Here is a 22,771-nt window from a genome sequence, read left to right as displayed (position 1 = left end):
CAACCATGACCCCCCAGATCGTCCTCGCAGCAGACCTCGGCGGCACCAAAACCGCCCTCGGCATCATCTCCCCCACCGGAGAAGTCCTGCACCGCGACAAGATTCCCACCCAGGCCCAGATCGGTGGACGGCCCCTCGCCGAAGCAACCGGCCGGGCCTTGGCCGACCTAGCTGACAACGCCCGCACCCTGGGCTACGAACCCGTCGGTATCGGAATCGGATCTGCGGGGGTCATCGGCCAGCAGGGACAGGTAATCACGGCAGCCAACCTCATCAAGGACTGGAGCGGCACCCCCCTAGCCGCCATAGTCTCCGAACACACCGGCCTGCCCACCTACGCCGTCAACGACGTCCACGCCCATGCCCTCGGTGAAGCCTGGCTAGGCGCTGCAGCCAGTGCAGAAACCACCCTCATGGTCGCCTTCGGCACCGGGGTCGGCGGCTCCTACATCAGCGGCGGCACCCAGATGCGCGGGGCCCACTCCCTGGCCGGGCACGTCGGCCATTTCTCCTCTCCCTGGGCCGTCGGAGTGCCCTGCTACTGCGGCGGTACCGGCCACGTCGAAGCTGTAGCCTCCGGCACCGGCATGGTCGATTCCTACCGGCGCCTTAGCGGGCAGGGACAGGTAGCTAACCTCTTTGACCTCGAAAAGGCCGCGGACGACGGCGACCCCGCCGCCCTCGACGCTATCGCCCTCGGCGCCCAGGCGGCAGGCACCGCCCTTGGCGACCTCGCCACCATTCTCGACCCCCACCTCATCGTCGTCTCAGGCGGTGTCGTCAACCTCGGGACCCGCTGGTGGAACACCATGACCAGTACCTTCACCCAGGCAGCCCTGGGGCAGGCAGCTGAAACCCCCATCGTCCGCGCCACCCTCGGCGGTGACGCCCCCCTGCTGGGAGCAGCCAGCCTCGTCCCCGGCTTCACCACCCAGCCCTAACCCAGGAGACCCAGCATGTTTACCCCCCAAGAACTCACCGACCTTATCTCAGGCCAGCTCATCGTATCCGCCCAGGCCTACCCGGGCGAGCCCATGCGCGACCCCCGCACCACCGCCCAGGTTGCTGCCTCCGCCGTTCTCGGTGGGGCAGCTGCAGTCCGGGTGCAGGGCCTTGCTGACGTGCAGTTCACCCGCACTGCCGTTGAGGTGCCCGTCATTGGCCTGTGGAAGGACGGCCACGACGGCATCTTCATCACCCCCACCCTGCACCATGCCCTAGCCGTGGCCCAGGCGGGGGCCCACATCGTCGCCCTCGACGGCACCCTGCGCAACCGGCCTGACGGCCTGAGCCTGGCTGAGGTTATTCGCGGGGTACATGAGGGGTCGAACGCCCTGGTCATGGCCGACTGCGATTCCCTGGAGTCAGCTCTTGCAGCGGCAGAGGCCGGAGCCGACTTCATCGGAACAACCCTGGCCGGTTACACCGGGGCACGGCCTAAGACCGAGGGCCCCGATCTTGAGCTCCTCGAAGCGATCGCCTCCCGGGACCTGGGCCGCCCCCTCATTGCCGAGGGCCGGGTCCACACCCCCGCCCAGGCTAAGGCCGCCCTGGACGCCGGGGCCCACGCCGTCGTCGTCGGAACCGCTATCACTCACCCCATTTCAATTACCGGCTGGTTCAAAGACGCAATGGACGCTTAGTAAAACATTTATTGATATAAAAATAGGGGAGGGACTGTCGTAACAACCCCTCCCCTATTGTGCTTATTTATTCACCGGGCTTTTGAAAGGTCGGAATATTTTTTTGGGCAAAACGGTAATATTCTGAATTCTTTAGTTCTGAAGCTGCCTCTTCATCAATCACGACGGTAACATCAGGGTGCATCTGCAAGATCGAACCGGGGCAGGAAGCAGTCACGGGACCTTCAGCCATACCAGCGACCGCAGCTGCCTTATTCTTACCGAAGGCAACCAGCACAATCTTGCGGGCCTCCATGATGGTGCCAATTCCCTGGGTCAGGCAGTGGACGGGCACCTGGGAGGTATCCCCGGCAAAGAAGCGGGCGTTATCTGAAACGGTCTTGGGGGCCAGGGTTTTGATGCGGGTGCGGGAGGCCAGGGATGAGCCGGGCTCGTTAAAGCCTATATGCCCATTGGCGCCTATACCAAGAATCTGCACGTCAACGCCACCTTCAGCTTTCATGGCCGCCTCATAGCGGGCACATTCAGCAGGAATGTCCTCAGCCATACCGTTGAGTACATGCACCTTTTCAGCCCTCAGGCCAACCTTCTGCACCACCTGATCTCGAATCACACTGTGATAGGACTCAGGATGTTCTGGATCCAAGCCCACATACTCATCAAGGGCAAAGGCACTGACGGCACTTACGTCCAGGCCCGCCTTAACCTTGCTGGCCAGATGGGTGTAGGTGCTCTCAGGGGAGGAACCGGTCGCAACCCCCCAGACACTGCTTTCACCCGCCCGATTATTTCGCTCAGTCACCATTTCAATCAGGGAGGCAGCGTATTCACCAATACGGTCCTCAGATTCACAAATAATAATTTCCATGCAAAAAATGCTATCAGATATGCCAGATACATCACTCATTGCACTAAACATCAAAGAAATATATTTTCAGAGGGCCCAATAATCGCCACAGCCAACCTTCAAGAGTAGTATTTTGAGTGGTAGATTATCCCGACCCAGCACCCGTTAGCCCCCAGGAGAACCCCGTGCCCGCCCCCGTCCTGATTCACTCCCTGCACGATCTCACCGGCAGCCCCACCCCTGGACCTGCCGAGAGTAACCAGGCCTGGATTCTCGTCGAGACAACCGGGGCTAGCACCGTAGGAACCGGGGACAGCTGGAAGTCACTTGCCCCCGAGGTAACCGCTCGGGGCGGCCAGGTGCGCGATGGGTCAGGCACTTTCCTCGCCCCTGCCTTTACCGATATCCACTGCCACGGAGGTGGGGGGCAGGCCTTTGAGGATGCCCCGCAGGTCACCGGTGCCCTCACCACCCACGGGCAGGCAGGAACCGGCCAGCTTGTCGCCTCCCTTGTCTCCAACCCCCTAGCTGACATGGGGCAGAGCATGAGCCAGCTCCTTCCCTTCCTCCACCGCCAGCACCCCGGCCAGGCAACCCCGGTAGGCTTTCACGCCGAAGGGCCCTTTATCTCCCCGGCCTACAAGGGGGCCCACGCCCCCAGCGCCCTGCGCACCCCCAGCCCCGACCAGCTCGAAGCCCTCTGGGAGGCCTCCGAGGGCAAGCTCCTGCAAATTACCTTGGCCCCGGAGACCGACCCCGGCCTAGCTACCCTGCGCCGTTGCGTCGAACTGGGGATCAAGGTAGCAGTGGGGCACACGGATGCCACCTATGAGCAGGCCAAGGCAGCCTTTGATGAAGGGGCCAGCCTGCTCACCCACACCTTCAACGCTATGCGCCCCCTGCACCACCGCCAGCCCGGCCCCGTGGCCGCTGCCGCTGACTCCCCCCATGTCACCCTTGAAGTAATCTGCGACGGGATTCACGTCCACGGCCCCATGGTGCGCACCGCTTTCGCCCTGGCTCCTGGCCGTATCGCCCTGGTCACCGACGCTATGGCAGCTGCCGGGTGCGCGGACGGTCCCTACCAGCTGGGCTCCCTCGCGGTAGAGGTCAAAGACTCCGTTGCCCACCTTGCAGGCACCGACACTATTGCCGGGAGCACCCTGACCCTCGCCCAGGCGGTAGAGCAGGCGGTAGCTTTTGGGATTTCCCTACCGGAGGCCGTTGCGGCCGCCAGCAGCGTCCCGGCAACTGCCCTGGGGCTAGAGAAAACCCCCAAGGGCAGGTATCTGCTCTTGGGGGCTGACGGCCGTCTACTTGATGTACTTGGCTTCTAGGCTTTCGCGGACCTTACGGCGCAGGGTCTTTCCCAGCATGGAGCGGGGAAGTTCCTCCACCTCGTAGTAGTTCTTGGGCACCTTGTAGCGGGTTAGACGCTCGTAGCAGTGCTGTTTGAGCTCTTCGGGGTCGATGGCGTGGCCCTCGGCAGGGATGATTACTGCGGTAACCTTTTCACCGCCTGAGCCATCGGGCAGGCCGACAACGGCGCAGTCCGCTACCGAGTCGTGCTGCTTGAGTACGTTTTCAACCTCGGTGGGAGAGACGTTGAAGCCACCGGTGATAATGACTTCCTTGATGCGGTCAACGATTTCGATGAAGTAGTCATGATCCAGGCGGACAATGTCGCCGGTCCTCAACCAGCCACCCTCCAGCAGGGTCTTGGAGGTATCTTCACCGCGCTTCCAGTAACCGCGCATGACCTGAGGGCCGCGTACCAGCAGTTCCCCCTCAGCCCCGTCGGGGACGTCCTCAAGGGTTTCGGGATCAACGACGCGAATATCAGTAGAGGGGAAGGGAACACCGATGGCCCCTGCCCGGCGGGTTGAATTCAGTGGGTTGCAGGAGACGAGGGGGGAGCATTCTGAGAGCCCGTAGCCCTCTACGAGCAGACCCCCGGTGGCTTCTTCCCATTCTGCGACGAGTTCGGTGGGCAGGTGCATGGCTCCGGAGACAGCGTAGCGGATGCCCTGGAGGGAGACGCCCCGGCTCTTGGCTTCATCGAGCATCCGGCGGTAGACCGGGGGTACAGCGGGCAGGATGGTGGGCTTGGTTTTCTTCATGGCCCGGAAGATGAGATCCATATCAACGGTGGGGAAGAGGACCAGGCGGGCCTTGCAGACGGCAGCGATGGTCTGCCCCAGGGTCATACCGTAGGCGTGGAAGAGGGGAAGGACGGCGTAGATGACCTCGTCGGCTCCAGGCTGGATCCACTCTTCACCCATGCGGCCGTTAGATTCAAGGTTGCGGTGGGTGAGCATGACGCCCTTGGGCAGGCCGGTGGTGCCTGAGGTGTACTGGAGCAGGGCCAAGTCGTGGGCGGTAGGACGGTGGTGGTCGGCTGCTAGCGGGCTGTTCTTCATGAACTGGCGCCAGGGGGTGGTGCCGCGGGCGGTGCCTTCGAGCTTCTCGCGGGAGGCCTTGAGCTTACCGAGGGGCAGTTTGAGAGCGTTTCGCATGACGAAGGGCATTTCTTCGATCATGTTGACCGCGTAGATGTTCTTGGGGCGGATATCGGCCGGTAGGGAGGTGATGTTGTCGGCGATCTTGTCCCAGACGATAGCGGCTTTCGCGCCATGGTCTTCGAACATGTGGCGCAGTTCGGCTGAGGTGTAGAGGGGGTTGTGTTCGACGACGACGGCGCCCAGGCGCAGGATCGCGTAGAAGGCCACGATGTGCTGGGGGCAGTTGGGCAGTACCAGGGCGACGCGGTCGCCGTGCTGGATACCGGCCTTGCGGAGGCCTTCGGCGACGCGCAGGATCTGGTCGCCCAGTTCGCCGTAGGTGGTGGTGGCGCCGAAGAACTCTAGGGCGATCTTGTGGGGAACGGTGCGGACGGCCTCTGCCATGAGATGGGAGAGGGAGGTCTCGGGCAGATCGACGTCGCGGCTGGTGCCTTCGCGGTAGTTCTTGATCCAGGGGCGGTGGGCCAGGGGGTGGTCCCCCGGGTTATTGGGTGAGTTCTCAGCTGAATGCATACACACGATTGTGCCACAGCGGGGCGAGAGCTGACATACTTAGGGGTATGGCACGACGTAGAAATGATGACATTACCGCCGAGGAGTTCCGGGCGCTGATGCGAGAGATTAATAAGCGGATGGTCATTGCTGGCCTGGTAGTGGTTGGGGTTGGCCTGGCCATTATTGGTGTGATGACCCTGGTCTACGGGGGTAAGTAGTGACTGATTGGAATTCTTTGCGCTCGGGTAAGAGTGTTTTTGAGCAGATGACGGCCGGGTTTGCCTACCGCCCTGACCAGGAGTGCGCTGACACCCACTATCGGGTGGTGGAGCTGGTGGAGGAGTACACCCGGCTCTACCGGGCCCGGGACCCGAGGAAGAGTGAGGTGTTGGCCCAGATTGTGGGGTCCTTGGGTGAGGGCTCGATGATTCGCCCTTCCGTGGCCTTTGATTATGGGGTCAATACGCATATCGGGGCGGGTTGCTTCTTTAACTTTGGCTGCGTCTTTCTGGACGTTGCCCCTATTACCTTTGGCGACGCCGTCCTGGTTGGCCCCAACGTACAGTTTTTGACGCCGACCCACCCGCTGAATCCGGTTGACCGCGAGGCCCTCTGGGAGGGTGGCCTGCCGATTACGGTAGAACGCAACGTCTGGATCGGCGGCGGGGCTATTCTCTGCCCCGGCGTGACGGTCGGGGAAAATGCCGTCATTGGGGCCGGGGCCGTTGTCACCAAGGACGTCCCAGCTAATGCGGTGGTGGTGGGAAACCCCGCCAGGGTGATCAAGTATGTCAGTGCCGATGAGCGCCCCACTGACCCCGCCCACCAGTACAGTGCCCAGGCCCTGGGCCTGGCCTAACCTACGTTTCAGCCCAAGAAAGGGGATCCGGTGACTCAACCGTCCCAGAACCGTCGTGACTTTGATGAGTGGGATTCCGTCTTCGAAGATTCAGATCCCACCCGGGTCCTTGATCCCCGCGCCAGTCAGCAGGAATATGCCCAGCCAGTACACGGCGGGGCAGGGTATGACGGGCAGGAGTTCGGCCGGGTAGAAGCAGGTCAGGACGCCCCGCTCACAGCAAGCAGGTACGGCGGGCGGGATTCCGTCCCGACCCAGGCCCCTGCCAGGCCCCAGCAGCAGGCAAGCCCACCCCATGCCTACCGCGAGGAGTCGACCCCGCCAGCCCCGCTCCCCCGGCCTGCACGCCCACAACACCAGTACGCCCGAATCCAATTTATTCCGGCCTTCGCGGGCGTCCTTGTCGCCTCAGCCCTCTACGGCGGCACCCTGCCCCTGGCGCGGGCCCTCTTTAACCTGCTGGGCCTCTCCCACTACAGTGGAATGACAGAATCAGTCCTGGCTGCAACCAGCACCAGCACCCAGGCCCAGGCCCTCCCCTGGGTGATTACGCTCAGCGTCCTGCTGCTGCTAGCCTTCGGATTCGGCGGCTACACTGCAGCCCGCATGGCCGCTGTAACCCCCAGCAAACAAGCCGTCGGCGTCATCGGCATGGCAGCCCTCGGCACCCTTCTGGCCACCCTCCTCACCTGGGCAACCGGCTCCCTCAACTCGCCCCTGACCCCCCGAGTTGCCCTCCAGCCCCTCCTCAGCCCCGACCTGGCCGTCGGCGCCTTAGTCATCTTGGCCGCCGCCGTCCTGGCCCTCATGGGGGCCCTCATCGGGGCAGCTGCAGGGACCCGCTACCACAAGGCCCTCAACCTGCCAGGTTAAGAGCACCAACCGCCCCAACTGTGACTAGGGGCTACTGTTACGCGCCTCCCATTACCCGCCCGCAGACGGCCGAAAGCTGTAAAATATTTCAGTAAGAAATATTTACCTGAGGTGCATCAGCACACCGAAGTACTCCCGTCTGCCCCTCAGGCCGATACTCCGATATACAGCACACCACAAAGTAGGGAACATGAGCGTAGTACGCGTAGGTATTGTTGATGACCACGAGGTAGTCCGCGAAGGCATGCGAGCTGTCGCAGCCGGTGCCAGCGAAATCGAACTGGTTGCAGCAGCCCCCACCGCCGCCGACCTCCTCGTCGCCCTCGGCCGTGACCTCAACGACCCCGCCAACGCCGACCTCGGCAAACTCAAGCGCGACTGCGACGTCGTCCTGCTCGACCTCTCCCTGCAAGATAAGTCCCGTCCCTCAGAAAACGTCGATATCCTCCAGAGGGCAGGTATCAAGGTCCTCCTCTTCAGCATTGGCGAAAACCCCGGCCTGATCCGCGAAGCCCTCAAGGCAGGCGCCCTCGGCCTGGTCCGCAAATCAGAACCCCTCGAACACGCCCTCGCTGAAGCAAAGAACATCGCCGAAGGCAAGGCCGTTGTCACCAAGGAACTAGCGGCAGCTATCGACGGCGACCACGAGTTCTCCCGCGCCAACCTCTCCCCCCGCGAGCAGGAAACCCTGCGCCTCTACGCCTCCGGCTTCGCCCAGGTCCAGGTGGCCCGCCGCATGGGCATTAAGCAGTCCGCAGTCAAAACCAACATCGACCGCATCCGCGAAAAGTACGCCCGCATCGGCCGCCCCGCCCCCACCAAAATCGACCTGCGCATCCGCGCCATCGAAGACGGCCTGGTTGATTCCGAAGAGACTGCCTAACCCCCAACTACCCCCAAGGACGTACCCTGTCTACCCCCACCAGCGGCGCTTCCCGGGACCTAGCCCACGCCCTGCAACCCACCAGGGCTGACCGGCTCCGCGCCTTTTCCTTCAAGTCCCTTTCCCTCACCTCCGGCCAGCAACGGCTCATGGGCCCCAGCTCCTTCGGGCTCTACTGCACCCTCGAAGTGCTCTACGCGGTCATTGCGATTTGCCTCCTCTTCCAGTCCCTCGCCAACATCTCAGAGGGCCGGGGCGGCGACTCCTTCTGGTACCTGATGCTCATCCCCCTGCTGGTGGTGCACTCAGCCCTGCTCATGTTCAACGGGATCCGCAAGGAAGTCTCCGCCAAGGTCGTGAGCTTCATGCTCTTCTTCGCCTACGGCGCCTACATCCTCTGGCCCTTCAGCGCAGGAGCCCAATACACCGCCATCCCCTGGTCCTGGCTCTTTGGCATCTACGCCATGCTCGTTGCAGTTTTCTCCGAGAGTCCCCGCAACGGCATTCTCCACAGCGTCATCTTCCCCCTGCTTCTCGTGGTCAGCTCCTACACGGCCCACCTCATCACAGGCGCCCCCCTCCAACCCACCGAGCTGGTGATCCGCGTCGCCTTCCTAGGCTTCTGCTGCGCCCTCCTAGCCGGTCTGGCCCGCTTCGCCCTCAACGCGGTACGCGAATCCGACAAAACCTACTACGAAACCCTCTCCGCCCAGCTCCTGCTCAACCGCTCCCGTGACTACGCCAAAGAACTCCAAGACTTCGACAAACTCGTTCACGACAACGTCATGGCAGCCCTCCTGGACGCCAGCCGCAACCCCGGCGAACTCCCCCAGCGCACCCGCCTGCTAGCCCGCCGAGCCATCGGCGTCCTCGAAGAAGAAACCCTCAAATCCCAGCCCCAGCGCCCCATCACCTTCCAGGCCCTCACCGAACACATCGCAGAAGGCGTCGAACCCTGGAACCAGCGCCTCCGTTTCGTCTCAGACACCAACGAAAAACACCCCCTCGCCAGCCCCGAATCCACCCTGCCCTACACGGCAGCGCGGGCCTTTACCCACGCCGTCACCGAGGCTGTCTCCAATTCAGCCCGCCACTCCGGCACCCGAACCACCCAGATCTCCGTCCGCACCGAAATGCGCCGCCCCTACAACTCCACCCGAGCCGACGAAGTGCGCCCCTACATCCTGTGCACCGTCTCAGATAAGGGGCAGGGCTTCTCCATGAACGACCTAGACTTCCGCCGTCTCGGGGTGCGAGTCTCTATGATCCGCTCCATGGAAGAGGCAGGCGGCCTCGTCACCATCACCTCGGCCCCCGAAAAGGGCACTACCGTCGTTGTCCAGTGGCCCCACGAGGAACCCAATGCTGGCTAAGTACTACAAATCGAACCTGCTCCTCACCATCTTGAGTGTGGCCATCCTCCTCATCGTGGGGTCCTTCTTCTTCTGGTACGAGTACTGCACCGTCTCCCGGGCACCGCACTGGGGTATCATCCTCGGCAACTATGCCTTAGCCGCCCTGCTGACCTTCATGCCCACCAAACGGCTAGCCCTGCCCGACCTGCTTATGCCGATCTTAATGATCCTGGCCCTCAACAGTGTCGACACCACCCTGGGGGCCATCAGCCACTCCATTACCTTCTCGAATCTCTCCTGGCCCCTCATGGCCTACACCCTCCTGGCGGTAGGCCTGGTGCTCCGCCGCCACACCTTCTACGGCTGGCTCTTCTTCGCCGGTTTCATGCTGCTGGTGCTGAGCTGGCACAACGACTACTTCAATCCCCGCATCTCCCTGGCCACCGAGTTCGCTATCCCCTTCCTCCTCATGCTGGTTGGCATGATCGTCCCCAAGCAGATTGAGCAGGCGGTATCGAAGACCCGCCAGGCCCGAGGCATGCGTATTATTGCCGACGCCGGCCGCGCAGAAGAAACCGATATGGGCGCTATCGCCACCCAGCGCGTACAGGAAGTGCGGTCACTGACCGAAGATATGCTGCACCGTATCGCCTACAACGAGTCCCCGGTGACCCAGTCTGAGATGGATGAATTCCGCTTCACCGAAGCCCAGCTCCGTGATACGATTCGCGGCCGCTATATCGTCAACAAGGAGATCTTGGATGCGGCCTGGCTTGCCCGTCAGCGCGGCGTCAAGGTTGATATTTTGGACGAACGCGGTTCAGCTCTTCCGGCTAAGGTCGCTGCCGCCCTGACCCAGTGCGCTGTAGACCTCTTCGACAACGCCACCGGCGGTACCATCACCGTCCGTGCCTTTCCCGCCGACGACCAGACGGCCGTCATGCTCGTCCACGACGGTAATTCGGAGGACGAAGAGCCCAGTGCAATTGAAATCTCCCAGAACGGAATGATCGACCGTTTCTAGGTCAAACTGTCCATTACATGGTCTAACCAGACTAAATAGCGGCAGAAGGTTTCAAATTTTTAGGGTAGAATTTAAAGGCTATTGTTGAGCAATACCTTGGGTCGGGGGACCCAGGTCTCGGCGACGTTGGGGGACTGAGCCGAGATTGTACGGTACTCGACAAGAGCAGAAGGTAACCACTAGAGCCTGAATTTTCCGGTTTGTTCCGGTGGCTCAGATCTCTCAGGGGGAGATGATCTGAGGATCGATCCAGGCCCAGTAACCTTTGCTTGGTGGATTTTCTGCTGTACTTCGCGGTGCAGAAGGAACTCCACATCAAGCACAAAACCCTCCCTGCCAGCCGTTTCCGGCGGCAGGGAGGGTTTTTATTGTCCTCGTGTAGGTTTCTCTAGAGGTCGAGGAGCAGGGCGGGTTCTTCCAGGATGGCAGCTACGTCGGCAAGGAATTTTGCCGAGAGATCACCGTCCAGGACGCGGTGGTCGAAGGAGCCGCCGAGGGTTGTGACCCAGCGGGGCACGACCTCACCGTCAACAACCCAGGGCTTCTGTTTGATGGTGCCAAAAGCGATGATTGCAGCTTCGCCGGGGTTGATGATGGGGGTTCCGGTGTCGATACCCAGGGAGCCGATGTTGGTGATAGTCATGGTGCCATTTTGCATTTCAGCCGGCTGGGTTTTGCCTTCTCGGGCCCGGGTGGTGAGGTCGTTGAGGGCAAGAGCAAGCTCCCGCAGGCTCATGTCGTGGGCTTCTTTGATGTTGGGCACCATGAGTCCTCGCGGGGTGGCCGCAGCAATGCCCAAGTTCATGAAGTGCTTGACCTGGATTTCGGTGTCGGTCCAGGTGGCATTGACCTGGGGGGTGCGGGCCGCTGCCCAGATAACGGCTTTGGCCAGTACCAGCAGCGGGGTCACCTTAATCCCCTCGAAGCGGGGGGATTTCTTGAGGCGCTGTACGAATTCCATGGTACGGGTGGCATCGACGTCCACGAAGATGGAGACGTGCGGGGCCTTGAAGGCTGATTCAACCATGGCCTTGGCGGTGGCCTTGCGGACGCTACGCACCTTGATGCGTTCGATGCGGTCGCCCCCGTGGCCGCTGGGGATCCAGAAGTGCTCGGGGTCGGTGGTGTCGGTGACGCTGGCTTTCTCGGTGAGGGAGAGGTGGGCGGCGTAGTTGAGCAGGTCCTGCTTGGTGACCTGGCCGTTGTCGCCGGTGGGGGTGACGTTGGCAAGGTCGATACCCATGTCCTGGGCGGCCTTTCGCACCGGTGGCTTGGCAAGGGCCTGGCGGCGGGGCACCTCGGGGAATGAGGTGGGGCTGGTGGCCTGGTTCCGGCGCAGCAGGGCCCCGGCTCCCCCGCCGATCAGCTTGCCGGCACGGGCAGGCAGGGCTGAGATGAGGTGGCTGAGCCCTTCATGGGAGGACGGTTGCAGCCCGCCGTCTGAGGCGGGAGCAGGGCTGCTAGGCTCAGGACGGGCCGGGGCAGCTGGCTTTTTCCGGGCCCGGCGTTTCACGGGGTCAGATTTGGGGCCAGAGCCTACCAGGGCGGTGCCGCCGCCCTCGCTAGCTGCCGGGGTAGGGGTAGCCGGGGCGGGGGCGTCCTGCCTGCTCGGGGAGGCGGGGACGGGGCTGGCGTCGCCACCTGAAATGGCGATAATGGGGGTGCCTACCTCGACAGTTTCCCCCTCGGCCACGAGGAGCTGCTCAACGGTGCCTGCGTAGGGTGAAGGTAGCTCAACCACAGACTTGGCTGTTTCAATTTCAACAAGCACGGTATTGATCTCAACAGAATCGCCAGCGGCGACCTTCCAGCTGAGGATCTCAGCCTCAGTGAGGCCTTCGCCCACGTCAGGGAGGTTAAAAAGCTGGGACATGCTAGTTCCTTTCGGGCTGGGGCTAGTAGGCCAGGGAGCGGTCGAGGGCTTCTAGGAGGCGGTCGATGCCAGGGACATAGTCTTCTTCAACGCGGGAGACCGGGTAGGGCAGGTGGTAGCCGCCAACCCGAATCACGGGGGCTTCCAGGTGGTAGAAGCAGCGTTCGGTAATCGCTGCGGCAATGTCTGACCCAATACCGCCGAAGGTGGGGGCCTCGTGGGCCACGATCAGGCGTCCGGTTTTCTGCACTGACTCTTCAATGGTGGGCATATCCAGGGGGGAGAGGGAGCGCAGGTCGATGACTTCGATAGAGTGGCCATCTTCTTCAGCAGCCTGGGCCGCAGCCAGGGCGACAGGCACCAGGGGGCCGTAGGTGGCAATGGTAGCGTCGGCGCCCTCCCGGACCACCTGGGCGGTGAAGGGGTCAAAGTCGGTATCAGAGAAATCAACCTCCCCCTTCATCCAGTAGCGGCGCTTGGGTTCAAAGTAAATCACAGGGTCCGGGTGGGCGATCGCCTTCCGCAGCATCCAGTAGGCGTCGTGCGGGTTAGAAGGGCTGACCACGCGCAGGCCCGGGGTGTGGGTGAAGAGGGCCTCGGGGGACTCGGAGTGGTGCTCAACCGAGCCGATCATGCCGCCGTAGGGGATCCGCACGGTCACGGGCACCGTGTATTGGCCCTCGGTGCGGCCGTGCATTTTGGCCAGCTGGCTGGTGATCTGGTTGAAGCCGGGGAAGACGAAGCCGTCAAACTGGATTTCGGGCACCGGGTAGTAGCCGCGCAGGGCCATACCGATGGAGGTTCCGATAATTCCGGACTCGCCCAGGGGGGCGTCCATGACGCGGGTGGGGCCAAAGGTCTTCTGCAGGCCCTCAGTAACGCGGTAGACACCGCCCAGCTTGCCGATGTCTTCGCCCAGGGTGACGACCTTGCGGTTGGCGGTCATCTCATCGTGCATGGCTCGGGTGATGGCCTTAGCCAGGGTCAGGGTTTCAGTGCTCATGGTTAGGCCTCCTCGAATCCGTCGTTGTAGGCGCGGTAAAAGGCGCGGTCGTCTTCAACCTGCTGGTGGGGTTCTGCGTAGGCGCGGTCCAGGTAGGTTTCAAAATCGTCGGGCTCACCTGCCAGGACGGCTGAGCGTACCCGGGTTGCCAGGGCGGCGGCGTCCTGCCCCACCTGCTCGAAGAAGGCGTCGTCGGCGTAACCGGCCTGGCGCAGGTGGGTTTCTAGGCGGATCATGGGGTCCAGGGGCTCGTAGGTGCCCTGGTGGTCTTCAGGACGGTACTTGGTGGGGTCATCGGCGGTGGTGTGGGGGCCCAGGCGGTAGGTTTCAGCCTCAATCAGCACCGGCCCCTCCCCTGCCCGGATCTTCTGCATGGCGTAGCGGGTGGCCGCGTAGACCGCCAGCACGTCGTTCCCGTCAACCCGCAGGCCCTCAAAACCGTAGCCTGCGGCCCGGGTTGCCAGGGGCACGCGGGACTGGGTTTCAAAGGGAACCGAAATAGCCCACCGGTTGTTCTGAATGAAGAAGAGGACGGGGGCGTTGTAGCTGGCAGCAAAAACCATGGACTCGTGGACGTCGCCCTCGGTGGAGGAGCCGTCCCCAAAGTAGACCGCCACAGCCGGCTTCTCAGCGTCCTGGGTGGGATCGGTTGCCTGGCCCTGCCCAATCTGGGCCTCACCCGTTTCAGCCTCAATTTCTGCATCCAGGTTCAGGCCCATGGCGTAGCCGGTGGCGTGTAGCACCTGGGCGGCCAGTACCAGGGTGTAGGAATGCACATTGTGCTTCTTGGCATCCCACCCCAAGGTACCTGAGCCCCTGAAGAGGGGGGTGATTTCTTCGGCGGTAATGCCGCGTTCGAGCAGGACGCCGTGGTCCCGGTAGGAGGGGAAAATGTAGTCGTTAGCGGCCAGGGCCCGGGAGGACGCCACCTGGGCGGCCTCCTGCCCCTTCGAAGGCACCCAGAGGGCCAGCTGCCCCTGACGCTGCAGGGAGGTCATTTCATCGTCGAAACGACGGGTCAGCGCCATGGTGCGGTACATGCTCACAAGGTCCTCGCCGGTGAGTTCCTCTGCAAAGCCTGACAGGGTGGCGTGAGGGGTAATCTCGCCAGCTTCATTCATGAGCTGAATCAGCTCTGGCACGCCCCAGGGGTTGTCGGGGCTATTCGTCTGTGACATGGGGTTCTCCCTCATTCTCGCTGGCGTACTCGTATAACCCTACGCCTGTAGGCCGGGCAGAGCGACACCATTTTTAGAATTTAGACGGATTTTTTGCAAATATGTGATGAATCTTGGGTACAAAGAGGGTGGGAGCTTGCAAACGCTCCCACCCCAGGAGCTACCAAGGCTAGATGTGTTCCTTAGGTGCCTGCGTCCTGTACTCAAACTGCTCAGCCAGGGCCAGGAGTCGGGTATTAGCCTCGTCCTCACCGATACTGACGCGCACACCCTCGCCGGCGAAGGCGCGGACAGACAGGGCCTTGGATTCGGCCAGGGCGGCAAAGGCGGTAGCGTGTTCACCCAAAGGAAGCCAGACGAAGTTGGCGCGGGTTTCAGGGACCCAGTAGCCCAGGTCGGTGAGTCCGGTGACAACGCGCTCACGCTCAGCGACCAGGTGGTTGACCCGGCTCATCACCTCGTCCTTGTGCTCGATGGAGGCGATCGCTGCCTGTTCGGCCAGGGCGGTGACGGCGAAGGGGACGGCACCGACGCGCAGGTGGGCGGTGACGTCGGGGTGGCTGATGGAGTAGCCGACGCGCAGGCCTGCCAGGCCCTGGGCCTTGGAGAAGGTACGCAGGATGGCGACATTGGGGTAGTCGGGGTAGATGTCCAGGCCGTTGACGGGAGGTTCTTGCCCCTCAGGGATGTCGGAGGCGGCACAGAACTCGAAGTAGGCTTCGTCGATTACTACAAGGACGTCGCTGGGCACTTTGGCCAAAAAGTCGCGCACCTGGGACTCGGTGACGGCCGGGCCGGTGGGGTTGTTGGGGGTGCAGATGAGGATGACGCGGGTCTGGTCGGTGACAGCTGCAGCCATGGCGTCGAGGTCGTGGGCCCCGTTGGGTAGGTTGGGCACCTGGACGCTCTTGGCCCCGGCCAGGCCGACGCAGATGGGGTAGGCCTCAAAGGATCGCCAGGCGTAGATGACTTCATCCTGGACGCCGTCGGCGTGGGTGCCTGCAAAGGTGGCCAGGAGCTGGTTGAGGGCACCGAGGCTACCGGCGCCGGTGACGATGTCTTCAGGGTCGATACCCAAGTCAGCCCCGAGCTTGGTACGCAGGGCTGTGCTGGTGGGGTCGGGGTAGCGGTGGACGGTATCGAAGCCAGCCAGAACCTGAGCTACTGACGCAACCGGCCCAAAGGGGTTTTCGTTGGAGGAGAGCTTGTACTGGGTGAGGCCCTCCACGGGAGCCGGGGGTTTACCGGCTGCGTATTTGGGGAGCTGGGAGAATACCGGGCGGGGGGTGAGCCCGGATCGCTGTGAAGTAGTCATGCCGTCCATTCTAGTGGCACACACCACATATGTTTAGGGTGGTGGGTACCACTTTTTTGGTTGAACGTGCAGGCTCCTAGGTGGTGGGCACCGGCCCTTTTCTGGTAAAGTTTTCTTCGTTCACCTGCCACAGGCAGGTTCGAGCAGGCCTCCATAGCTCAGGGGTAGAGCATTTCCCTCGTAAAGAAAAGGTCGTCGGTTCAAATCCGACTGGGGGCTCCACCTACAGTAAAATCTCCCGACCGGTTTCCCGGTCGGGAGATTTTTCTCTTCTGGGGGCTAGTCCTCACTGATGTGGTTTTCAGCCCCGTAGCCGATCAGGTAAGCCCAAATCCAGGCCGTGACGGGTGCCAGGAAAACCACTGCGAACCAGGTTGTGTCACCTGCAAAGAGCCAGCGGTAGAAGATCCACAGGGCGGTAGACGGCACCATAAGGAGGGCGAACAGGACTAAAAATCCGCGTGAAAAGCCGCCGGTAGCCGTCCTGCGTTCATCAAAACCAAAGTAATTTTTCACGGCACCAGTCTAGCTGCCCCACAGGCCGTAGGTCTTGGCCAGGGATGAGACCTTGCGGGCGCGGGCCAGGCGGGGCAGGTAGGAGCCGTCCTGGGGGACGGATTCGCCCTCTGACTTCTGAAGCAGTTCCCGGGCCCATTTGATTTCGTCAGCGGAGGGGGCCAGGCCGAGGTTGATGGTTTCGGTCTGGGCGGGGTCGAGGGTGAGCTTGCCGGTCATGCCGTGGCTGGTGGTGATAGCGCAATCCTGGAGGAGGTCACCGCCGTATTTGCCGATGGAGGGGCCGTCAATGGGGCCTGCTAGGCCGCCGACGCGGGAGGCCAGCACCAGCTGGGAGCGGGCAAAGGCCAGGGCGATACGGTCGTCGGAGACGCCGGTGTCACGGCGGTAGTCGCCCACGCCAAAGGCCAGGCGGAAGGTGCCGGGGGCCTTGGCAATTCGCACGACGTTGACCATACCCAGGGCCGTCTCAATCAGGGCAATGACGGGGGTACCGGCAGGCAACATCATGGCGGTGCGGGTGACGTGGTCGGGGTGCTCGGTCATGGCCAGCATGACGCCCTTGAGGCCGCTGACCTTATTGAGGGCCTCAAGGTCCTTGGCCCAGTGCTCGGATTCGATCCCGTTGATGCGGACCCAGGCAGATGCCCCGCTGTTCAGCATCTCCACAACGTGCTCGCGGGCGGCGTCCTTCTTCTCTTCGGGGCAGCCGTCCTCGATGTCGATAATGACTGAGTCGGCTTCAGATTCGAGGGCATCTGCGATCGTTTCTTCGCTGGCTGCGGCGGAGACGAGGAGCCAGGAGCGGGAGAGGCGGGCGGGCAGGGAGGCTGCGCGTTCGTTGCGGTGGAAGCTAATCACGGGGTCGTCCTTGAGGTTGGGCGTTTGACCCTTAGATTCTACCGGGGGCCGGGGGCTTGGGGGACGGTTCGTCCCATAGGACAAAACTGCCCTGTGCGCCCTGCCTGCGGTGCCCTGCCTGCGCTGCCCGCTTTAGCCCAGGAGCCTGCCGTCGGCCATGGTGAGGGTGGCGGTGGTGACTTCGGTGTGTCCCAGGTCGTGGGTGATCATGAGGGTGGCAGTGTTGAACTCGGCGGTGACGGTGGCCAGCAACTCGACGATGGCGGCGGAGCGTTCGGCGTCCAGGGCGCTGGTGGGTTCATCAGCCAGGAGCAGGGCCGGGTTCATCATGAGGGCCCGGGCGATATTGACGCGCTGGCGTTGCCCGCCGGAGAGCTGGTGGACCCGCCGCCCGGCAGCAGCTCCCAGCCCCACCAGGTCGAGCAGGTCCAGGGCCCGTTTCCGGGCCTCGTTCAAGCTCTGCCCCCGGGCCCCGCCAATGCGGGCAACCAGTTCTAGCTGCTCGGCGGCAGTGAGGGAGGCAAGCAGGTTGGGCTGCTGGAAGATGATACCGATGTCGGTGCGGCGCAGGTGGGCAAGCTGGGCGTCGGTAAACCCGGTCGTATCTACCCCCTGGATCAGGCGCTGACCGGCGGTGGGGGTTACCAGGCCGGCAGCTACCGACAGCAGGGAGGACTTGCCCGACCCCGACGCCCCGGTCAGGGCCACGAAGTCCCCCCGGTTCAGGGTCAGGTCAACGGAGTCCAGGGCTCGCATGGTCACGGGGTTGCCTGCGGCGTCCACCCCGTCGGGGTAGTCCAGGGTGATTCCCCGCAGTTCCAGGGCGGCAGACGTGGGGCGGATGCCGTCGGTGAGGGGGTGGCTCATCAGGTCAGTCATGGCAGTTTCACTCTTTCAGGCAGGAGGTCACAGGGGCTAGGTTAGTTGCCGCCGAGGGCGATCATGGGGTCGACGGTGGCGACCCGGCGTAGGGCCACCAGGGCCCCCACCATGCCCAGGGCCCAGATGCCTAGGGCGGGGCCGGCTACGGTTAGGGCCGTCAGCTGGAAGGGCAGCACACCAGCGGCGAGCGCACCCAGCCCCAGGCCCACCAGGGCCCCCACCCCGGCACCGACGGCCAGGACGGTGGCGGCCTGGGCGAGGGCGTCCTTGGTCAGGAACTGGCGGGAGGCCCCCAGGGCCCGCATGACGGCGATATCGCGGGTGCGTTGGATCGTCCAGACGGTCAGGAAGGAGATGATGACGAGGGCTGAGATTCCGTAGAGGAAGCCCTGCATGGTCATGAGGGAGCCGTTTTCGGACTTGTAGGAGGGCAGGGCGGCAAAGGACTGGCGGACGGTGAGGGCCTGGGTGCCGGTAGCTTCAGCGGACGCGGCGTAGTCGCCTTCCCCACTCACAGCCAGGACGGTGCCCACCAGGGCCTCAGCGCCTTCGGTGGCCCGCTGGTGGGTGAGGGCCTGCCAGGTGGAGGTTGTCGTCCAGCCAGCGACCGTGTGGGAGTAGTAGGAGTCCTGGGCGATTCCTGCGACCGTCACGTCGGTTCCGGAGAAGGTGACGGTGTCACCGACGGCTGCCCCGATGTCCTGGGCCAGGCTTTCAGGGAGCACGACCTGCCCGTCGGTTGCCTCGGTGCCTTCCACCAGGGGGGCCACCTTCTGGGGCAGGTCACTCCCGGCCGGGGTGGCCACCAGGGTCATAGACGAAGCCCCCCGGGCCTCAATCTTGCCCGTTGCAAAACCCAGCGGCTGGGCCGAAACCCCACTGGCAGTCCATTTATCCACCAGGCCCGCCGTCACACTCGAATCAGTGAAGGAGGCAGCATCACCAGGGTTAGCCGGAGCAAACACCAGCCGGTCTGCCCACAGCTTGGTCAGAAGATCAGTATTCTGATTCCCCAGGCCCCCGGTCAAGCCGGTCAACATCACCAGCAGCAGGGTAATCAGGGAAACAGTTGCCCCCATCAGGGCAAACCGCCCCTTCGCGAAGAGAATGTCACGCCAACCAACAAACACAGGCCATCACCTTTCACACGAGAATGTCTATACCCCCTATTCAACCCCCCGCCACCCCCACCCCACATCGGGGTAAGGGTTGAACCTAGAATCAACCATTTGGTTGATACCCACCCAACCCCCACCTCACCGGCCCCTCCCCCACCCCACGGTAAAGTGAGAAACTATGACGACCGCGCCTAGCCCCCACCCGGACACCACCTCCCACCAAACCCTTCTCGTCCTCAAAACCCTGCGCGTCAGCCTGCACGTCATGTTCGCCTTCCTCCTCTGCCTGGGGGCCACCCTCGCCCTCATCGGCAGCGCCTACCAACCCAGGCACACCGCCCTCGGAATCCTCTCCCTCCTCCTCGGCACCGTCTACCTGGCAGGCACCGTCTACGAAAACCGGCAGGGACTACCAGCCACCTACACCGCCCTCATCCCCCGCCCCGGCACCCCCGCCACCTACCAAACACCACCCCGCTTCACCCCCACCCACCTCTGGCTCACCACCATCACCACCCTCTGGCTAGGGCTCATGTGCCTCGACAGTTCCTTCACCTGGGTCGTCTTCCCCATCATGTTCCTCTACCTCCACCTCCTCACACCCCCAGCAGGAGTCACCGCCACCCTCGTCCTCTGCGCCCTCTCCATCGCCCTCCCCCTCATCGGCCCTGCCGGCTTCGGCTGGAACCACCTCCACACCCACGGAATCGCCCCCGGCTACCTCATCGGCCCCACCCTCGGCGCCCTCCTCTCCATCGTCATCTCCTACACCTACCGCGCCCTCAGCACCGACGCCAACCACAACTACCGCCTCGCCCAACAACTCCGCGCCGTCCAAGCCGAACTCGCCCAGCAACAATACACCGCCGGAAAAACCGCCGAACGAGAACGCCTCGCCCGCGAAATCCACGACACCCTCGCCCAAGGCCTCTCCTCCATCGTCCTCGTCTCCCGTGCCGCCGCCACCGCCCTCACCCACCACAACCACAACCTCGCCGCCCAACAGATCCACATCATCCAAGAATCAGCCGCCGCCAACCTCGCCGAAGCCCGCCGCTTCATCAAAGACCTCTCCTCCCCCGCCCTCGACACCTCCCTCACCTCAGCCCTCACCGAACTCACCCAAGCCACTGAAGCCACCCAACAAGCCACAGGCACCTCCCTCACCTGCACCTTCGTCCTCGAAGGCAACGAGGCCGAAGCCAACGCCCTCCCCGAACCCCTCGCCAGCACCCTCCTCCGGGTGGCGCAGGGGGCGCTCGCCAACGTGGTCGCCCACGCCGGGGCCAGCCGGGTGGCCCTGACCCTGACCCTCTGGCCCTCGGAGGTCACCCTCGACGTCTTTGATAACGGGCGCGGGTTTGACCCCGCCCTGCTTGAGAGGCTGGGGACGGGCCCGGCGGCCCTGACCGAGTCGGGTACAGGTTTTGGTTTGCCCTCGCTCGACGCGCGGTTAGCCCAGCTGGGCGGTAGCCTAGAGATTGAATCGGCGGCAGGGTCTGGGACTGTCTTGACCGCCCGCCTGCCCCTACCCGATACGACTGGAGTTTCAGCATGACCGTGCACGCTATGCTCGTTGATGACCACCCCGTAGTGCGGGCAGGCCTACGCGCCATGTTCGCCGGGTTTGAAGACATTGAGGTGGTTGCAGAAGCCTCGGACGGCGCTGAGGCCGTCGCCTTGGCCGGGCAGCTGGAGCAGGAGGGCAGGCGGCCCGACGTGGTGGTCATGGATATTCAGATGAAGCCTGTGGGCGGGGTTGAGGCAACCCGGCAGTTGAAAGCCCAGGGGGGCCCGCCCGTCCTGATTCTGACGACCTTTGATACGCAAGGCGACATTGTGGCAGCCGTTGAGGCCGGGGCCCTGGGCTACCTGCTTAAGGACGCCCCGCCGGAGCAGGTGCAGGCGGCAGTGCTTGCGACCGCCCAGGGCCAGCGTACCCTCTCACCCGAGCTCACCCTAGCCCTCATGGAACGCATGCAGCGCCCGGCGGTCAACCTTTCAGCCCGGGAGCTGGAGCTCGTGAACCTTCTGGCTACCGGGGCCACCAATAAGGAGCTGGCAGAAAAGCTCTTTATCTCTCAGGCCACGGTCAAGACCCACCTGGTGCACATTTACACCAAGCTGGGGGTAGATAACCGGACGGCCGCCATCGCCGCCGCCCGGGCCGAGGGGCTGCTCTAGCCGGCCCCGGCTTTCCCAGGGATGGACGGTGGCCGGGGCTGGACGGCCGGGTTCAGGTTAGCCGGGTTTAGGCTGGCGGGGTTTAGGCTGCCTGTTTCTTCCAGGAGGATGAGAAGTAGCGGTCCTTGAAACGCTGGACCGGGATTTCAACCACCAGGTACATCAGGACGCCCGCCCCGATACCGATGGTTGCCAAGATGGCCACCTGTGCCACCAGGGGCAGGGAGTGCAGGGAGGGCTCTAGGGCCTTAAAGAGGACGTCGTGAACCAGGTAGATGGAGTAGCTTGAGAGGCCCACTAGCTGGAGGGGACGCCAGGCCAGGGCCCGGTGAATAGCGGCCCCCAGGGGCTGGCGAGAGGCCACCAGGCCCCACAGAATCACGGCTGAGGTGGCCCAGGCCTGCAGGGAGTAACGGATAGTGTCGCGAAAGGTGTCGTCGCGGATCACCAGGGTCAGCAGGTAGACCATTAGGGCCCCCACAAACACCCAGTTACGGCCCAGCAAGGGTACCGTCCGCCCCTCGTGGAGGGTAGCGGTAGGCCGGTAATGACGGCCGGTGACCTCGCGCCCCAGTACCATCTCGTCCGCCGCATAGCGGTGGTACCACAGGGCAGTCAGCATACCGATAGCAATAGCCTCAACGCGGGTGTCCGTGCCGAAATAGATGCGGTCGTCGCTGGCCCCACCCAGGCTCAGGGCCACCCGGGAAATAAAGGAGTAGACCACCACGGTAGCAGCCAGCAAGGTAGCGTACCGGCGGTAGGTTTCAAGTTTGACCAGCACCAGCCAGATCAGGGCAAAGACCAGGTAGAACTGCTCCTCAATGGAGAGCGACCACATCACATGGGTACCCGGGAGCACCGTAATCTGCGAGTCAAGGTAGCGCAGGTTGAAGAAGAAAAAGACCTGCCCCAAAAAGTCGAGGGGGTCCACGGCCCCACCGGCGGCCTTATAGATCAAGGTGGGTATAACAATTGCCAGAATCAGCGGCGGGGCAATCTTGAGCAGGCGGCGGATATAGAAGCCAGCCAAATCTACCCCACCGGTCTTGTCCCTCTCCCGCAGCAGCAGGTAGGTGATGATGAAGCCAGAAATCGTAAAGAAGATGGTGACACCAGAACCACCGGGCACAAAACTCAGCCCGGCATGGGAAAAGACCACCAGAAGCACCGCGAAAGCACGCATGGCGTCAATGTGGGCATAACGGTTCATGGGTATGGGCCTCCCCCAGGCTAAGAATGAGTGTGTAGCGTGCCCTCAAGGTAGGGTGCGAACGGGCACCCCACTACCTTACCTGCGCCCCCGGTCTAGCGGTAGGTACAGTTCTGGGGATAGGTAG

General features: G+C 63.1%; 22 protein-coding genes and 1 tRNA gene. 12 read left to right on the top strand and 11 right to left on the bottom strand.

Annotated features, from left to right (window positions below):
* Positions 1-5 precede the first annotated feature (5 nt).
* A complete protein-coding gene (locus tag L7A15_RS06280; RefSeq protein WP_237201944.1) occupies positions 6-941 on the top strand; it encodes an ROK family protein in 936 nt (311 codons plus the stop codon).
* A 15-nt stretch (positions 942-956) separates the two neighbouring features.
* A complete protein-coding gene (locus L7A15_RS06275; RefSeq protein WP_237201945.1) occupies positions 957-1,643 on the top strand; it encodes an N-acetylmannosamine-6-phosphate 2-epimerase in 687 nt (228 codons plus the stop codon).
* Positions 1,644-1,710: 67 nt separating this feature from the next.
* On the opposite strand, the gene nagB is transcribed toward L7A15_RS06275, so the two are convergent.
* Positions 1,711-2,511, bottom strand: a complete 801-nt coding sequence (gene nagB / locus L7A15_RS06270; RefSeq protein WP_237208652.1) for a glucosamine-6-phosphate deaminase — start codon at positions 2,509-2,511, stop codon at positions 1,711-1,713.
* A gap of 116 nt (positions 2,512-2,627) precedes the next feature.
* Between nagB and L7A15_RS06265 the strand changes: the two genes are divergently transcribed.
* Positions 2,628-3,827 carry an N-acetylglucosamine-6-phosphate deacetylase gene (locus tag L7A15_RS06265; protein ID WP_237208651.1) on the top strand — a complete coding sequence of 400 codons (1,200 nt, stop codon included), beginning with the start codon at positions 2,628-2,630 and terminating at the stop codon, positions 3,825-3,827.
* Here L7A15_RS06265 and L7A15_RS06260 read toward each other — a convergent pair.
* Entirely contained in the window at positions 3,804-5,525 is a 1,722-nt protein-coding gene (locus L7A15_RS06260) for a long-chain-fatty-acid--CoA ligase (RefSeq protein WP_237208650.1), read from the bottom strand. The two genes, L7A15_RS06265 and L7A15_RS06260, sit on opposite strands and share 24 nt — an antisense overlap.
* A 47-nt stretch (positions 5,526-5,572) precedes the next feature.
* Between L7A15_RS06260 and L7A15_RS06255 the strand changes: the two genes are divergently transcribed.
* The 6 genes from L7A15_RS06255 (at position 5,573) to L7A15_RS06230 (ending at position 10,501) form a co-directional block, all read left to right on the top strand.
* A complete protein-coding gene (locus tag L7A15_RS06255; protein WP_237208649.1) occupies positions 5,573-5,725 on the top strand; it encodes a hypothetical protein in 153 nt (50 codons plus the stop codon).
* Positions 5,725-6,366: a sugar O-acetyltransferase gene (locus L7A15_RS06250; protein ID WP_336603518.1), complete on the top strand. Its 642-nt coding sequence runs from the start codon at positions 5,725-5,727 to the stop codon at positions 6,364-6,366. Before L7A15_RS06255 ends, L7A15_RS06250 begins: the two co-directional genes overlap by 1 nt.
* A 30-nt stretch (positions 6,367-6,396) precedes the next feature.
* Entirely contained in the window at positions 6,397-7,239 is an 843-nt protein-coding gene (locus L7A15_RS06245; protein ID WP_237208648.1) for a hypothetical protein, read from the top strand.
* A 190-nt stretch (positions 7,240-7,429) separates the two neighbouring features.
* Positions 7,430-8,122 carry a response regulator transcription factor gene (locus L7A15_RS06240; protein WP_237188961.1) on the top strand — a complete coding sequence of 231 codons (693 nt, stop codon included), beginning with the start codon at positions 7,430-7,432 and terminating at the stop codon, positions 8,120-8,122.
* A 149-nt stretch (positions 8,123-8,271) separates the two neighbouring features.
* Positions 8,272-9,495 (top strand): sensor histidine kinase, encoded by a 1,224-nt coding sequence (locus tag L7A15_RS06235; RefSeq protein WP_237188962.1) that lies wholly within the window; start codon positions 8,272-8,274, stop codon positions 9,493-9,495.
* Positions 9,485-10,501, top strand: a complete 1,017-nt coding sequence (locus tag L7A15_RS06230) for a hypothetical protein (protein WP_237208647.1) — start codon at positions 9,485-9,487, stop codon at positions 10,499-10,501. The genes L7A15_RS06235 and L7A15_RS06230 overlap by 11 nt, the downstream gene beginning before the upstream one ends.
* 388 nt (positions 10,502-10,889) lie before the next feature.
* Here the strand turns inward: L7A15_RS06230 and L7A15_RS06225 are convergent, their stop codons facing one another.
* From L7A15_RS06225 to L7A15_RS06210, 4 genes are all read right to left on the bottom strand, one after another.
* Positions 10,890-12,374 carry a dihydrolipoamide acetyltransferase family protein gene (locus tag L7A15_RS06225; protein ID WP_237208646.1) on the bottom strand — a complete coding sequence of 495 codons (1,485 nt, stop codon included), beginning with the start codon at positions 12,372-12,374 and terminating at the stop codon, positions 10,890-10,892.
* 22 nt (positions 12,375-12,396) lie between these two features.
* Positions 12,397-13,377 (bottom strand): alpha-ketoacid dehydrogenase subunit beta, encoded by a 981-nt coding sequence (locus tag L7A15_RS06220; RefSeq protein ID WP_237208645.1) that lies wholly within the window; start codon positions 13,375-13,377, stop codon positions 12,397-12,399.
* Positions 13,378-13,379: 2 nt separating this feature from the next.
* Positions 13,380-14,555, bottom strand: a complete 1,176-nt coding sequence (locus L7A15_RS06215) for a thiamine pyrophosphate-dependent enzyme (RefSeq protein WP_237208644.1) — start codon at positions 14,553-14,555, stop codon at positions 13,380-13,382.
* Positions 14,556-14,724: 169 nt separating this feature from the next.
* Positions 14,725-15,870: a histidinol-phosphate transaminase gene (locus L7A15_RS06210; protein WP_237208643.1), complete on the bottom strand. Its 1,146-nt coding sequence runs from the start codon at positions 15,868-15,870 to the stop codon at positions 14,725-14,727.
* Between the two features lie 147 nt (positions 15,871-16,017).
* On the opposite strand from L7A15_RS06210, the gene L7A15_RS06205 reads away from it, so the two are divergent.
* Positions 16,018-16,092: transfer RNA gene (locus L7A15_RS06205), tRNA-Thr, on the top strand.
* A gap of 57 nt (positions 16,093-16,149) precedes the next feature.
* Here the strand turns inward: L7A15_RS06205 and L7A15_RS06200 are convergent.
* From L7A15_RS06200 to L7A15_RS06185, 4 genes are all read right to left on the bottom strand, one after another.
* Positions 16,150-16,386 (bottom strand): hypothetical protein, encoded by a 237-nt coding sequence (locus L7A15_RS06200; RefSeq protein WP_237188968.1) that lies wholly within the window; start codon positions 16,384-16,386, stop codon positions 16,150-16,152.
* Between the two features lie 9 nt (positions 16,387-16,395).
* Positions 16,396-17,247: an HpcH/HpaI aldolase/citrate lyase family protein gene (locus L7A15_RS06195; protein ID WP_423816736.1), complete on the bottom strand. Its 852-nt coding sequence runs from the start codon at positions 17,245-17,247 to the stop codon at positions 16,396-16,398.
* Between the two features lie 132 nt (positions 17,248-17,379).
* On the bottom strand, positions 17,380-18,126 hold the full coding sequence (locus L7A15_RS06190) for an ABC transporter ATP-binding protein (RefSeq protein WP_237208642.1): 747 nt from the start codon (positions 18,124-18,126) through the stop codon (positions 17,380-17,382).
* A gap of 41 nt (positions 18,127-18,167) precedes the next feature.
* Positions 18,168-19,259 (bottom strand): ABC transporter permease, encoded by a 1,092-nt coding sequence (locus tag L7A15_RS06185; RefSeq protein ID WP_237208641.1) that lies wholly within the window; start codon positions 19,257-19,259, stop codon positions 18,168-18,170.
* Positions 19,260-19,425: 166 nt separating this feature from the next.
* On the opposite strand from L7A15_RS06185, the gene L7A15_RS06180 reads away from it, so the two are divergent.
* Positions 19,426-20,805 carry a sensor histidine kinase gene (locus L7A15_RS06180; protein WP_237212369.1) on the top strand — a complete coding sequence of 460 codons (1,380 nt, stop codon included), beginning with the start codon at positions 19,426-19,428 and terminating at the stop codon, positions 20,803-20,805.
* Positions 20,802-21,431 carry a response regulator gene (locus tag L7A15_RS06175; protein ID WP_237212368.1) on the top strand — a complete coding sequence of 210 codons (630 nt, stop codon included), beginning with the start codon at positions 20,802-20,804 and terminating at the stop codon, positions 21,429-21,431. The genes L7A15_RS06180 and L7A15_RS06175 overlap by 4 nt, the downstream gene beginning before the upstream one ends.
* Positions 21,432-21,513: 82 nt before the next feature.
* Here L7A15_RS06175 and L7A15_RS06170 read toward each other — a convergent pair whose 3' ends face one another.
* Complete coding sequence (locus tag L7A15_RS06170; RefSeq protein ID WP_237208582.1) at positions 21,514-22,644, bottom strand: acyltransferase family protein; 1,131 nt, start codon at positions 22,642-22,644, stop codon at positions 21,514-21,516.
* Positions 22,645-22,771 lie beyond the last annotated feature (127 nt).

The sequence above is a fragment of the Rothia nasimurium genome (assembly GCF_928391935.1).
GTDB lineage: Bacteria > Actinomycetota > Actinomycetes > Actinomycetales > Micrococcaceae > Rothia > Rothia nasimurium_D.
This window is presented reverse-complemented; position numbering and strand designations above follow the sequence as displayed.